Annotated in this window: 9 protein-coding genes and 2 pseudogenes; 3 read left to right on the top strand and 8 right to left on the bottom strand. The window is 56.9% G+C overall.

Features of this window, described 5'->3' with window-relative positions; genetic code table 11:
* Positions 1-203: 203 nt before the first annotated feature.
* The gene (locus P3C52_RS18085) at positions 204-956 is read right to left on the bottom strand and encodes a glucose 1-dehydrogenase (protein WP_275556311.1); all 753 of its coding nucleotides are present in this window, start codon (positions 954-956) and stop codon (positions 204-206) included.
* A gap of 111 nt (positions 957-1,067) precedes the next feature.
* Between P3C52_RS18085 and P3C52_RS18080 the strand changes: the two genes are divergently transcribed.
* Complete coding sequence (locus P3C52_RS18080; RefSeq protein ID WP_275556310.1) at positions 1,068-1,970, top strand: LysR family transcriptional regulator; 903 nt, start codon at positions 1,068-1,070, stop codon at positions 1,968-1,970.
* A gap of 80 nt (positions 1,971-2,050) precedes the next feature.
* On the top strand, positions 2,051-3,601 hold the full coding sequence (locus P3C52_RS18075) for a methyl-accepting chemotaxis protein (RefSeq protein WP_275556309.1): 1,551 nt from the start codon (positions 2,051-2,053) through the stop codon (positions 3,599-3,601).
* Between the two features lie 77 nt (positions 3,602-3,678).
* Here P3C52_RS18075 and P3C52_RS18070 read toward each other — a convergent pair whose 3' ends face one another.
* The 7 genes and pseudogenes from P3C52_RS18070 to P3C52_RS18040 all read right to left on the bottom strand — a co-directional run bounded on the left by P3C52_RS18070 (position 3,679) and on the right by P3C52_RS18040 (position 12,653).
* Complete coding sequence (locus tag P3C52_RS18070) at positions 3,679-3,879, bottom strand: hypothetical protein (protein ID WP_275556308.1); 201 nt, start codon at positions 3,877-3,879, stop codon at positions 3,679-3,681.
* Positions 3,880-4,006: 127 nt separating this feature from the next.
* Complete coding sequence (locus P3C52_RS18065; RefSeq protein WP_275556307.1) at positions 4,007-4,822, bottom strand: MalM family protein; 816 nt, start codon at positions 4,820-4,822, stop codon at positions 4,007-4,009.
* A 25-nt stretch (positions 4,823-4,847) separates the two neighbouring features.
* Positions 4,848-6,104 (bottom strand): carbohydrate porin, encoded by a 1,257-nt coding sequence (locus P3C52_RS18060; RefSeq protein WP_275556306.1) that lies wholly within the window; start codon positions 6,102-6,104, stop codon positions 4,848-4,850.
* A gap of 48 nt (positions 6,105-6,152) precedes the next feature.
* On the bottom strand, positions 6,153-7,520 hold the full coding sequence (gene melB, locus P3C52_RS18055; RefSeq protein WP_275556305.1) for a melibiose:sodium transporter MelB: 1,368 nt from the start codon (positions 7,518-7,520) through the stop codon (positions 6,153-6,155).
* A gap of 45 nt (positions 7,521-7,565) precedes the next feature.
* Positions 7,566-9,692, bottom strand: a complete 2,127-nt coding sequence (locus tag P3C52_RS18050) for an alpha-galactosidase (RefSeq protein WP_275556304.1) — start codon at positions 9,690-9,692, stop codon at positions 7,566-7,568.
* A 493-nt stretch (positions 9,693-10,185) separates the two neighbouring features.
* Positions 10,186-11,705 (bottom strand): annotated as a pseudogene (locus tag P3C52_RS18045) (aldehyde dehydrogenase family protein).
* 211 nt (positions 11,706-11,916) lie between these two features.
* Positions 11,917-12,653 (bottom strand): annotated as a pseudogene (locus P3C52_RS18040) (glutamine amidotransferase).
* A 198-nt stretch (positions 12,654-12,851) separates the two neighbouring features.
* On the opposite strand from P3C52_RS18040, the gene P3C52_RS18035 reads away from it, so the two are divergent.
* A complete protein-coding gene (locus P3C52_RS18035) occupies positions 12,852-13,787 on the top strand; it encodes an EamA family transporter (RefSeq protein WP_275556303.1) in 936 nt (311 codons plus the stop codon).
* Positions 13,788-13,790 lie beyond the last annotated feature (3 nt).

Here is a 13,790-nt window from a genome sequence, read left to right as displayed (position 1 = left end):
GATAACGAAAATTTATAAAACATATTAAGTTATATGTATATTGCGTATTGTCACAATTCTGTTAAAGAAGTGATACGTATTTCTTATAGTTGTTAACAATACGAGATTTCGGACGAGCGGCTGGGCGCAGAGCTGAAGCCAAAGCCATTGCTGTTAGCATAACGCCAGCAGGCCGCTGTTTTCCGGCCTGCTGGCGTTACGTGTTAAAACTGCATCTGGCCGCCATCCACAAACAGCTCCACGCCGTTGATAAAGCTGGCGTCGTCCGAGGCCAGGAATAGCACCGCTTTAGCGATCTCCTCCGGCTGCCCGACGCGCCCTGCCGGGATCTGCTCAGCCAGCCAGGCTTTAGTGCTTTCGGCATTTTCCCCGTCGCCAAACAGCTCATTCAGTCCCGCCGTCTCCGTCACGCCTGGGCTGACCGCGTTAACCCGAATATGGCGATCCTTCAGATCCAGCATCCAGTTACGGGCGAAGTTGCGCACCGCGGCCTTGGTTGCCGAATAGACGCTGAAGGCGGGCGTCCCGGAAATGCTGGTGGTGGATGAGGTTAACACCACCGCGCCGCCGTCGCGCATCAGCGGCAGCGCCTTCTGCACGGTAAACAGCACGCCTTTCACATTGGTGGCAAAGGTGCTGTCGAAATGTTCTTCGGTAATGGCGCCCAGCGGCGCAAATTCGCCGCCGCCAGCGTTAGCAAACACCACGTCAATCTGGCTGGCTTTCTGCTGCACCGCATCGTAAAGGCGATCGATATCTTCCAGGCGGCTCATATCCGCCTGCACGCCGGTAACCTGCCCGCCGATTTCACGCACCGCCGCCTCCAGCGCCTGCTGACGACGCCCGGTGATAAACACCATTGCCCCCTGCTGCGCAAAGGCTTTCGCCGTTGCCAGGCCAATACCGCTGGTGCCGCCGGTAACGATAACCACTTTGTTATTAAAGCTGCTGTTCATAATTTTCTCCGTTGAGTGACGACCCTTCGTCATGGAGGAGAGCATATTCCTGCAACGATAAGCTGAAAAGACAGGTAAAATGAGATGTAGCGTTCTACAGGAGGAACGATAATGCGTGCGGATTTTAATGATTATTACTGGTTTGCGCAGGTGGTTTCCCACGGCGGCTTTGCGGCGGCCAGCCGGGCGATTAACCTGCCGAAATCACGGCTGAGCCGTCGGGTGGCGGCGCTGGAGGAGCGGCTGGGCGTACGGCTGATCGAACGATCCAGCCGCCGTTTTCAGGTCACCGAAACCGGTCAGGCTTTTTATGAGCGCTGCCGCACGCTGCTGCTGGATGCGGAACAGGCCGAAGCGGTGGTAGCGGAAGCCAAAGCGGAACCGCACGGACGCGTGCGCTTCAGCTGTCCGACCGGGCTGGTGGAAATTATTCAGGCCAGCCTGCCCGCGTTTTTACAGCGCTACCCGCGCGTAAAGCTGCAAATTATCGCCATCGATCGGCCGGTGGATTTAATCAACGAGCGCATCGATATTGCCCTGCGGGTGCGCACCGCGCTGACCAGCGACGCGGATTTGATTATGCGCACGCTCGGCACCTCGCACCGTATTCTGGTCGCCAGCCCGCAGCTTGCCAGCCGTATCGACGGTGAAATCGGCCAGCTGAACCAGTGGCCGACGCTGGGCACCAGCGACGAACCCGGCGAAATAAGCTGGCAGCTGGAACATCAGAATGGCCAGGCTTGTACTCTCATTCACGAGCCGCGCCTGAGCTGCGGCGACTTTTCCGCGGTGCGCGCGGCGGCGGTCAGCGGCCTCGGCGTGGCGCTGTTGCCGGATCACACCTGTGCCGCCCAGCTGCAGAGCGGCGAGCTGGTGCGCCTGTTTCCCCAGTGGCGCGCTCAGGCGGGCATTGTTCATCTGGTTTTTACCACAAGACGCGGGCTGCCGCCCGCGGTCAGAGCGTTTATTGACCATCTGGCGGCGACTTTTCCACGCGTCAGCCAGACCTGCTAAAGATTTCCGTTTTCTCGCCGATGTTCAGGCGTCCCCTGGACAGTTAACGGGATCCACATACAACCAGCAGGTGCTTAATAATGTTTAAAAATTTAACTATCCGGCGAAAGTTTATTCTGGCTTTCGGTGCCGTAGTCGCAGTGATGCTGATTATCTGCGCCGCGTTCTATATGAATTTCTCCCGTATCGTGACGGCAAACAGCTGGAATGTGCATACTTATCAGGTTATTGACGAAAGCCGGGCGCTGGTAGAAAGCCTGGTCAATATGGAAACCGGTCTGCGCGGCTACGCGCTTAACGGTAAAGAGGAGATGCTGGAACCTTATAAAAATGGACAGCAAGCCTTTATCGCCCATCTGGAGAAGGCGAAAGCGCTGACATCAGATAATCCGGCGCAGCAGGATCGTCTGGATCGCCTGTTGCAGCAGGAAAAAACCTGGAGCGATGAGTTTGCCGCGCGCCTGATGGAAAACCGCCGTGCGCTGTCGGCGGCAAGCATCACGCCGGAAGCTTTCATTCAGGCTTTTGAAGCCAATACCGGCAAAACCCAGATGGACGGCATGCGCGCTATTATTGGCGAGATTGCCGGTGCGGAACAGGGGTTGCTGGCGGAGCGTCAGGTCATCGTTGACGCCACTACTTCGCAAACCACGCTGACGTTGATCCTCGGTTCCCTGATCGGCTTAGCCATTGCGGTTTCGCTCGGCGTGCTGCTGACGCGCGCAATCACCGTGCCGCTACAGCGGGCGGTCAGCGCGGCGCAGGCGATCGCTACCGGTGACCTGACCACGCGCCTGACGGCAGATTCCCGTGATGAAACCGGTATTCTGCTGAACGCGCTGTCAACTATGCAGGCTCAGCTGACGCGCGTCGTCTCCGATATTCAGACTGTTGCCTCCTCTATCGATAACGCCGCCAAAGAGGTTGCCACCGGCAATATCGATCTCTCCAGCCGCACCGAGCAACAGGCGGCCTCGCTGGAAGAGACTTCGGCCAGCATGGAACAGCTGACCGCCACCGTGCGCCAGAATACTTCGAACGCGCAACATGCCAGCACGCTGGCCAGCGATGCGTCGCAGGTGGCGCTGCGCGGCGGCGATGTGGTCGGCCAGGTGGTGACCACCATGTCAGCCATTGCCGAGAGTTCGCAGCATATCGTGGATATTATCAGCACCATTGAGGGCATTGCGTTTCAGACCAATATTCTGGCGCTGAACGCGGCGGTGGAAGCGGCGCGCGCGGGCGAACAGGGTCGCGGCTTTGCGGTGGTCGCCAGTGAAGTGCGTGCGCTGGCACAGCGCAGCGCCACGGCAGCGAAAGAGATCAAACAGCTGATCCATCACTCTACCGAGCGCGTAACGGAAGGTACCGCGCTGGTGGCCGATGCGGGCACCACCATGAAAGATATCGTCGCCTCGATTCAGCGCGTTTCAGAAATTATGGGCGAAATTTCTATCGCCTCGGATGAGCAGGCCAACGGCATTGAGCATGTGGGCCAGGCGGTGACGCAGATGGATGAAGTCACGCAGCAGAACGCCGCGCTGGTCGAACAGGCCGCCGCTGCCGCCGCATCGCTGGAAGATCAGGCTACGCACCTCAGCCGTAGCGTGGCGATTTTCAAAATCGCCTGACGAAAAACAGATAGCGCGGCAAAGGCCGCGCTATTTTTTTATCACTCGCTAAGCCAGGTTAAGGTCGGATGGCGCAATCAGCGCCAGATCACCCGTTCATCGCTGTCATAGAGCGGATCGCGCAATGCGCCGTAATGTTCGCTCATCACGGCAGGAAATCGTTCTTTATCGCTCAGATGCAGCGGCTGACGGCCCGGCAGGTTTACGGCGATCAGGCTTTCTTCAACACCATCCAGCGTTTCATCACGCTCATCAAACAGGCTGCGACTTAAAAACATCAGTTTCCTCCGGTGAAAGGGCATCCCTGTTAATCATAGTAATATCGGGCCGCTGCGCCAGATCCTGAGAGCAGACAGCCTTTTTTTCCGATATTTCCGTTATTGCCGTGGGATGCGCCCGTTACCGCTAGCGCTTTTTCATCTGCTCGACTAAAAAGGCGCTGGCCCCCTGATAGCCCGCTTGCTGCGCACGCCCGGCGATCTCTGCCGCTTCGCGATAGTTATGCTGCTGCAGCGCGCGGGTAATCGCCTGCTGATAATGGCGCACCATATCGTTCCACGCAGGCTCCGGCGTCGCGTCCGGTTCCGCCCAGGCTTGCACCTTTTCGCTCAGCGTCTGCTGACCGTTCTGCAGCGAAATTGTCAGCGCGCCCTGGTCGCTGAAGGGGGCATATTGCGCCTGTTCCAGCAGCGGAACGGTGTGGCTTTTTTCCGCATAGAGCGTCGAATCGGGCAGCAACTGCTGGCGATCGGGCTGCTGGCTGCTGTCGGCATAGACCACCAGCCAGGCCGCCTGCGGTGTATTCAGCGCCAGGCGGGCTGCCATCTGGTGGTCATGCAGCGCGTCGGGCTGTTGATAGCGAAAATCCTTCAGCGCCAGCTGCTGCAGACGTTGCCAGTCTGCGCTGTAAACCTCCACTTTGACCGCCAGAAAGCGCTCATTGGTTAACGGCAGCGTCAGCGTAGCCTCCTGCGGCGCGACACTGCCCGGCAGTTTAATTACGCTGGCGTGATACAGCGTATCGTGCAGCCTGACCAGCGGCGTGGCGCGCGTGATCTCTACCGTCAGATGGCTTTTCTGACCGAACGTCAGCGGCGTAATCTGTTGCAGCGTCGAACAGCAGCTTGCCTGCGCCGTCGCGGCGTTCGTATGACGCGCATCCGGTGCGCTACAGCCAGCCAGCACCAGCGCGCACAGGGGAAATAACAGGGTTTTCTTCATGAATTTATCGCTCCGCGCCATCGCCTTACCACCAGGCCTCAAAGTTAAAGCCAAAGGTCACCTCCTCTACCCGGCCGGTATCGGTTTTCACCGGCGCCGCATATTTGTAGCGCGTGCCGTTAGCGTTCAGCCGCTCCCACTGGGTATCCTTATCGGACCAGGTGACGAACAGACGCAGCGCCGGACGCGCCCAGACGCCCTTGCCCGCCTGCAGGATCTGCGCCAGCGTCACTTTATACAGGCTGTTAGTGCCCGCATCGTTCTGCGCATCAACCGATTCATAACCCAGCTCCAGCGCGGTCGCCATCAGGTGATTCCAGCTGTACTGCGGACGGATCCCGGCGCTGAACCACTTCATGCCGCGCTGGTTATCCAGATGCAGATCCTGATAAGCCACCGAGTACATCGCCGCAAAATCGTCGTTGAAATTGAGTTCGCCGAAGTTAAACAGGCGCCAGCTGTAGCCATCATGATCGATACCGGTGCTGTATTTCACATCGCTGGCGCCTTCGGCGCTCATCAGCCCGCCCGCCAGCGCATCGCGGCCATACTGAAATGCCAGCGTATTGCTGCCCATCGACCAGGCCTGGCGATAAACGGCGGAGAGCATCGCGCCGCGCGTGGTGGCGTCCTGCTCTTCGTAGCGGCGATTCTGGCTGAACAGATAGTTGGCGCCGAGGGTCAGATCGGCATCTTTACCCAGGCTGATATCGCTGAGGCGCAGGTCGAGATTGTGCAGCGCCCGCTCGTCGGCGCTCGATTCCGGCGCCATCCAGGCAAAATGGGCTTTGCCAAAGCCGAGATCGACATTTTCCACGCCGATGCCGTTATCGGAGACGTCCCAGAATTTCACATCGATCATATGCACTTCATGGCGACGATAGAAGCGTTTGCCGATCCAGACTTTGGCTTCCGGCTGCGCGGCAAACAAATTATAGGCCGAGGCCCAGGTTTGCAGCGTACCGACATCGCTCCAGGATTCGCCGCTGCCGATATACCAGGTAAAATCAAAAACCGTTTCATCTTTTTGCCAGAGATCGGTTTTAAATCCCCCCTCCCACCAGTTCATTTCATTACCCAGACGATAATTCCCGATGCCGCCGGAAGCGCGAATAACGTCATCCAGCTTTCCTTTACCGTCATTGCGATCTTTATTATTGCTGTAAATGCTGCCCCATTTAACGTAGCCCATGGGGGTGAAGTTATTTAATTCCGCCGCGCTGCTAAAAGGCAGCAGGCAAGAGATAGCCAGAGGAAGTAATTTAAAAGTTAATTTTTTCATCAGCAGAACGCTCACTGTTCTTAATAATGTAGTCCGGGATAAGTCCTGTTATTTCGCCGTCTGCGGCACGCCCTCTGCGCTCTTATTTAATTCGCGCAGCACGTTATCGTGGAAATCGCCGTTTAATTTGTAATATTTGCGATAAATAAGGTAGCTGAGGCACACCAGCAGGAAAGGAATGCCGATCATCAGCAGGCGCATCCCCATAATGGTGCTTTCATCCTGCACTTCGTTCGGCACATAGCCAGTCAGCGCCAGTCCTAATCCGATCAGGAAACCGGCAATGGCGGAGGCGCCTTTTACCAGCATGGTTTGCACCGAGAAAATCACGCTTTCGCTGCGGATGCCCATTTTGTATTCGCCGTAATCGACCACGTCGGCCAGCATCACGGTGGACATCGCCAGTGCAAAACCGGAGCCAAATTTCAGCGCGGCGCCGGAAATCCCCACCAGCACGTGGCTTTCAGGCATAAAGATGCCGGAGAACAGCAGCACGCCGCAGCTTAACAGCGGGAACAGGCAGGCCAGCTTCCAGACCATCGGACGCGACACTTTTTGCGCCAGTTTCGGGAACAGCACCAGTCCGGCGATTTCCGCCGCCCCGGAGAGCATCATAAATACCGGAAAGAGATCTTTATTGCCGATGGCGTAGGTGAAGTAATAGATGGCAAAACCGCCCGCCAGCTGCATCGCCATATTAAAGGAGAGAACAATGCCGATTAGGGCTTTTAGCTGATCGTTCTGGCCGATAATCACCATTACGTCTTTCAGCTTAATTTTTTCTTTGCGTACTTTAACGTCAACCACATCTTTAACGTTAATCACGGTGACCAGCGCGCTGATAATAAAGAAGATGGCAATGGCGATACTGACGCGCACAAAACCGACCGCCGTTTCGCCATCGCCCAGCCAGTCAATGGCTTTTAAGCCGAAGGCGCCCATAATTAACCAGGCGACGCTGGCAAACAGGCGCGGCACCACCACGATTTTTTCGCGTTCAGTTTTATCTGAGGTCAGCGACGGAATAATCGACCAGTAAGGAATATCCATAATGGTATAGGTCATGCCCCACAGCACATAAGAGACCGAGGCATAAACATACAGCCAGACGCCCTCAAGCTCGTGGTTTAAAAATACCGCGATCATGACCAGTGAATTAATAATGGTGCCGATTAAAATCCACGGACGGAATTTACCCCAGCGCGTGCGGGTATTATCGACAATTAAGCCCATAATCGGATCGGTCACCGCATCCCATATACGGGCAAATAAAAACAGCGAGCCGACAAAGGCGGCGGAAAGCCCCACCACGTCGGTGTAATAAAACATTAAATAGAGATAGATAATGGAACACGCTAAATCCTTACCCAGCGCGCCGATACCGTATGAAAGTTTGGTGGTCTGACTGATGCTCATGCATTCATTCCTTATTGAAAACTGCCATCGTCCAGGGTTTCAGGCTTAGTTGATCGCTTCAATCAGCAGCAGCAGCGCCGATTCGGGATCCAGCACAGGCATCGCCAGCCCCGCCTGTTCAAGCCACTCGCCCGACAGCTCGGCACCTTCATATACCCAAGCGGGCTGCGTATTGACGATGCCCTGGCGGAAATTATCAGCGCAGGCGATAACGCTGACGCGATAGCGTTGCTGCGCCAGCAAACCGGTCACGCGCAGCGCGCCGCTCAGGGCCCAGGTTGGCATAGCAATTTGCGCGACGCTGACCAGCGCCTGGCGTTGATCTTTAGCGACGATGGCGCTAATTACCTGGGCGGCGGGATCGTCGCCAGGCAGGCGGTAGAGATCGCCGCTGTGGATCAGCGAGCGATACTGTTTATGCAGCGCGATATAGTGGCTGAAGCCCGCTTTCTCCTCTTCGCTCTCTTTCACCGGATCCAGCTCGATGCCCATATGACCGAACAAGGCGGTGATGCCGCGGAAATGAATATCGGCGACGCGGCGCGTGGAGTGGCTGTGGCGCGCGCCAATGTGCGCGCCCATGATTTCAGGCGGGAAGAAGTAGCTGAAACCGCGCTGGATAAACTGGCGCTCCAGCGCATCGTTGTTATCGGAAGGCCAGACGCGCTGGGTGCGCTTCAGGATTTCATAGTCGATACGTCCGCCGCCCGCCGCGCAGGATTCAATCTCCACCTGCGGATGTTGCGCGCGCAGCCGATCGATCAGCTGATAAACACGTTCTACCTGGCGCGTTTGTGCAGCGCGCCCCAGATGTCCCGGCTGCACTACTTCGCGGTTCATATCCCATTTCAGGTAGGAAATTTGATACTGCGACAGCAGGCTGTCGAGGCGGGCCAAAAGCCACTCGAACACCTCGTCACGGCTGAGATCGAGAACGTACTGGTTGCGTCCGGTCGGCTGGTCATAATCCGCCAGCTGCAACAGCCAGTCGGGATGCTGGCGATAGAGATCGGAGTTTTTACTGATCATCTCCGGCTCAACCCACAGGCCGAAGGTCATGCCCTGCGCCAGCACATGCTCAATCACCGGCTCCAGCCCGTGCGGATATTTTTGCTCATCAAGATACCAGTCGCCGAGCGCTGCCTTATCGTCGTTGCGTCCACGGAACCAGCCGTCATCAATAATAAAGCGCTCGACGCCCATTTTTGCCGCTTCGCTGGCCATCTGCATAATGTATTCCGGCCGGTGATCGAAATAGATCCCTTCCCAGGTATTGAGATGCAGCGGTCGAACTTTCTCCGCTGGCGAAAAGCGTAAAATATGTTCGCGCACGTAGCGATGGAACTGCTGGCTCATGCTGTTCAGGCCGCTGGCGCTGTAGCTCGCGTAGAGCCAGGGCGTGCTGACGCTTTCGCCCTGTGCCAGCTCGATTTCACCGGGATAGTAAAGCGCTTCCGCCTGAATAAAACGGCGGCCATCGGCTTTCACATCGACGCGCAGGCGATGGTTGCCGCTCCAGGCCAGGTGAACGCCCCATACTTCGCCACAGGTTTCATTAAAGGCGTTGGTGCCAACCACCAGCGCCGGAAAATGTTCGTGGGAGGTACGACCGCGACGGTTTTCCTGCTGATAACCGCCGTGCTGAATAACCTGACGCTGCTGCTGAAACTCATGAACCCAGCGCCCGTAAAAAGAGAGACATTCGCTGGCGCGCTCCGGCACCGTCAGCGTTAACGCCAGACGGTTAACCGTGTAACGCGCTTCGCCATTATTTGTGAGCGTATGACAAAGCTTTATTACATCGCTCTCTTTATCGAGCATTAACTCGGTTTTTAATAACAGCTTTGCAACGCTGTCTTCGCTGTAAATAACGATACCGCTATCAAGATGTTCAATGGTTTTCAGCGTAAATACCGGCGACCAGTGTTTCCCTTGCGCATGGCCTTCCAGGCCCGGACTGCTGAACAGGCCGCGTCCGCTCTCCGGCATCAGCGTAACCGGCACATCGCTGTCCAGTCTGCCGTAAGGCACAGCGCGGCTCAGCGCTCTGGCCTGCGCATCCGGCGAGGCCTGCAGTTTTTTTCCCCAATAGAGCAGTTCGGCGCCTTCCGCAATATTCAGCAGCAGGCTGGTTTTTTGACCGGTGAGTGACACAAGGCTTTTTTCTGTCATGGCGAACCTTTTAAGTTTTCAGCGTCGCACGCGTTATTCAGCAAAGTGCGGCAATCTTAAAGGAAGGCATTTTTCGTTAATGTGACCGCTCACAAATTAACGGGGTGATTTACATTTTTATACGTTAGGCGAGGAATCAGGCAGATTATTCTGAATAAAAACGCACGGACTGAGATATTTAAACAATGCCGCAAAGCCTTATCGCTTTTTATTTACCGGCGCAGCAAAATCATCGCTGACAATGAACGTCAGGCATAAATAAATTAACTCCGCAATAGCGCGCGCCCGGCGTGGATTAAGCCGTGGACGGGAAACCGGTAAACAGGACTCAAATAAAGCAGCTGGCAGGAAACCTGTTTAATCGGCGTGGATTAAGCCGTGGGCGGAAAGATTGTAAAAACGGCGTGGGTAAAGCAGTAAGCGGGAATACTGTAAAAACGCTGTGGGTAAAGCCGTGAGCGGGAGCGCTCGCCAGGCGGCGCTCCCGTTTATGTCAGAAAAAGCCGAGCGGATCAATGCTGTAGCTGACCAGCAGGTTTTTGGTTTGCTGATAGTGATCGAGCATCACCTTATGGGTTTCGCGCCCGATACCCGATTTTTTATAGCCGCCGAATGCCGCGTGCGCCGGATAAAGGTGATAACAGTTGGTCCAGACGCGGCCCGCTTTTATCGCCCTGCCGACGCGCCAGGCGCGTTGATATCGCGCGTCCAGACGCCCGCGCCGAGCCCGTAAATGGAATCATTGGCGATGGCGATCGCCTCCGCCTCATCTTTAAAGGTGGTGATACCGATAACCGGCCCGAAAATCTCCTCCTGAAAAACGCGCATCGAGTTGCTGCCTTTCAGCAGCGTCGGCTGAATATAGTAACCGCTTTGCAGCCCGCCTTCGGTAGCCTCCACGCCGCCGCCGGTCAGCACTTCCGCCCCCTCCTGCTGCGCAATCTCCAGATAGGAGAGGATCTTGTCAAACTGCTGCTGCGAAGCCTGCGCGCCGATCATCGTCTCGGTATCGAGCGGATCGCCACGGCGGATGGTTTTAATACGCGCCATGATCGCCGCCATAAACGGCTCATAAATCGATTCCTGAATTAAGGCGCGCGACGGACAGGTACAGACCTCGCCCTGGTTCAGAAAGCCCAGCACCACGCCTTCCGCCGCTTTCTCAATAAAGCCCGGCTCCGCCTGCATAATATCTTCAAAGAAAATATTGGGTGATTTGCCGCCCAGCTCGACAGTGGAAGGAATCAGGTTTTTCGCCGCCAGCTCCAGAATATGGGTACCGGTGGCGGTCGAACCGGTAAAGGCGATTTTGGCGATGCGCGGATTGCCCGCCAGCGCCTCGCCCGCTTCACGGCCATAGCCATGCACCACGTTCAGCACGCCCGGCGGCAGCAGATCGCCGATCAGCTCGACAAACAGCGTGACAGAGAGCGGCGTCTGTTCGGCAGGCTTCAGCACCACGCAGTTGCCCGCCGCCAGCGCCGGCGCCAGCTTCCAGGCGGCCATCAGCAGCGGAAAGTTCCACGGGATGATTTGTCCCACTACCCCCAGCGGCTCATGAATATGGTAAGCAGCGGTATGTTCATCTATCTCCGCCGCCGTTCCCTCCTGAGCGCGAATACAGCCAGCGAAATAGCGGAAATGGTCGATCGCCAGCGGCAGATCCGCCGCCAGGGTTTCACGCACCGGCTTACCGTTATCCCAGCTTTCGTTTACCGCAATACGCTCCAGATTCTCTTCCAGCCGATCGGCGATTTTCAGCAGCAGGCGCGAGCGCTCCTGGACGGCGGTTTTGCCCCAGCGCTCGGCAGCGGCGTGGGCGGCATCCAGCGCCTTTTCAATATCCTGTTGGACGGAGCGCGGAAATTCACCGATGACCGAGCCATCGACCGGCGACGTGTTGGTGAAATATTGCCCGCTAACCGGTGCGACGAACTCACCGTTGATGTAGTTGCCGTAACGCTGCTGGAGCGTGATCAGCGAATCTTTATATCCTGGCCAGGCGTAACGCATACCGATTCTCCCGTAGCATTAACTAACAATTAGGTAACCATTTATTAACATGGTTGAACCCGTGAATTTTGTCAGTTGCCGCAGGAGAAAAATGTGAGCGCAACGAAAAGATTCAGCGCCTGCCGCACCGTTTGGCTTATGCAGGCGCTGAAGTCAGGTTGTGCGCGCCGCGCTTAGGGCGCGTTTTCCAGGTTGCGCGCTGGCAGCGAAATCAGGCCGAGCGCGCTGTTGTCGTTGCGGCTTCTGCAAACTGCGGCAGGCACAGGCTCTGCCAGAAACGGCGCAGGATCAGACGCGGGTTATCGGTGGCGGGTTGCGCCTGCGGATCGAAATCGCTGCCGTCCGGCAGACAGGCCTGCATGATATGCGCATCAAATTCTGGATGGAACTGCACCGACAGCGCCCGCTGTCCGTAACGAATAATCTGGCATTCATCAAGGGCAGATCGGGCCAGCACCTGCGCGCCGGCGGCGGCGTCAGCACCGTCTGGCGATGGGATAGCCAGACCGGAAAGCTTGACGGCAGCGCCTGCAACAGCGCATCGTCCTGCGCGTCCGGCTGAAGCGTGATCGGCAGCGCGCCCCGCTCCCAGCCGCGCGGATTATCGCCCACCTCGCCGCCGAGCGCGTAAGCCATCAGCTGATGCCCATAGCAGACGCCCAGCAGCGGCAGATCCTGCTCCATGGCGGCGCGTAGCCAGGCGGCGGTGCGCTCGCTCCACTCGGCGTGGTCGGTCACCATCGCCCAGGAACCGCTGAGGATGGCACCGCTGACGGCGTTAAAATCAGGCAACGCTTCGCCGGTATCGGGACGGTAAATCTGGTAATCGTGCGGTGCCAGCGCAAGCGCGTCGATAAACCAGCGCGCCTGCTCGCCGATGCGATCGCGTACCGGCGTGGGCGGCCGCTCAAGCTGAATAATGGCCAGAGGTAACTGCGAGGATGTCATGCCGAATCTTCTCCTTTACGGGCGTTTCGGTCGCTCAGTATTACAGGTCGGCTTTGCGCTGTCTCATAACTTTTTCTGAGACTTATGTGCGCCCTGGTGATAAGCCGGTGCGTGAAAAGCCGTCCGGCGCCCCTTGTCTCCTGACCGATACCTGTCATGATAATTAATGATTTATGGCCAACGTTTAAGGATGGTGTTGTGGCTCTGCGTCATTTTTTTCTGGTATTGCTGGTGGTCTCGATCTGGGCATTTAATAACGTCGCGATTAAATGGGGCCTGCTCGATCTTCCGCCGCTGTTTATGACCTTTATGCGCTTTGTCGTGGTTGCGCTGATCCTGATCCCCTTTACCCGCATCACGCGGGCGCAGCTTCCCTGGCTGGCGGCGCTGGCCTTTACCTTCGGTTTTCTCCATTTTTCGCTGTTGTTCGTCGGCATCAGCTATACCGACGCCGGAACCGGCGCGGTGCTGGTGCAGCTCGGCACGCCGATTGCCATGCTGCTGGCGTGGGCGCTGTTAAAAGAGCGGCTGTCACTGGTGCAGCTGGTCGGCATCGCCATCTCTCTCAGCGGCGTGGTAGTGCTGAGCGGCAGCCCGACTATTCCGGCCTGGTGGGTGCTGGCGCTGCTGCTGACCAGCGCCTGCGGCTGGGCCATCAGTAATCTAATCGTGAAAAAGGCGCCGCCGATTACGCCGCTGACCATGACCGGCTGGCTCTCTTTTATGGCGATTCCCATAGTCGGCCTGACCTCCTGGCTTAACGAAGCGCATCAGATCGACGCGCTGCTGCACGCCTCCTGGCGCGGCTGGTTCGGCATTCTTTACAGCGCGATTGCCTCTTCGGTAGTGGCCTATTCGCTGTGGTATGCGCTGCTGAAGAAATATAACGTCAACCTGATTATGCCCTACTCGCTACTGACGCCGGTGCTGGCGGTGATCATGGGCGTGCTGGTGCTGGGCGACAGTATGAATATGTTTAAAATCATCGGCTCGCTGCTGGTGATTTGCGGTACGGCGATTGCCGTGATCAACCTGCGTAATTTACGTATGCATGCCCGTTTTCCCCGGCTGCCGCTGCGGCAAGGGCGGAAAAAAAGTCCAACCATTGCTAAGGTGAAAGAGAAAAAGAACTAAGGG

It is taken from the genome of Mixta sp. Marseille-Q2659 (assembly GCF_940807255.1).
Lineage (GTDB): Bacteria > Pseudomonadota > Gammaproteobacteria > Enterobacterales > Enterobacteriaceae > Mixta.
Note: the sequence above shows the minus strand (reverse complement) of the source record. Positions and strands in the feature narration are given on the sequence as shown.

Bases quoted from the DNA above. Each gene is read 5' to 3' on its own strand.
- P3C52_RS18080 (WP_275556310.1), top strand. From the start codon at position 1,068: ATGCGTGCGGATTTTAATGATTATTACTGGTTTGCGCAGGTGGTTTCC.
- melB (WP_275556305.1), bottom strand. From the start codon at position 7,520: ATGAGCATCAGTCAGACCACCAAACTTTCATACGGTATCGGCGCGCTG.
- P3C52_RS18075 (WP_275556309.1), top strand. From the start codon at position 2,051: ATGTTTAAAAATTTAACTATCCGGCGAAAGTTTATTCTGGCTTTCGGT.
- P3C52_RS18085 (WP_275556311.1), bottom strand. From the start codon at position 956: ATGAACAGCAGCTTTAATAACAAAGTGGTTATCGTTACCGGCGGCACC.
- P3C52_RS18050 (WP_275556304.1), bottom strand. From the start codon at position 9,692: ATGACAGAAAAAAGCCTTGTGTCACTCACCGGTCAAAAAACCAGCCTG.
- P3C52_RS18060 (WP_275556306.1), bottom strand. From the start codon at position 6,104: ATGAAAAAATTAACTTTTAAATTACTTCCTCTGGCTATCTCTTGCCTG.
- P3C52_RS18070 (WP_275556308.1), bottom strand. From the start codon at position 3,879: ATGTTTTTAAGTCGCAGCCTGTTTGATGAGCGTGATGAAACGCTGGAT.
- P3C52_RS18065 (WP_275556307.1), bottom strand. From the start codon at position 4,822: ATGAAGAAAACCCTGTTATTTCCCCTGTGCGCGCTGGTGCTGGCTGGC.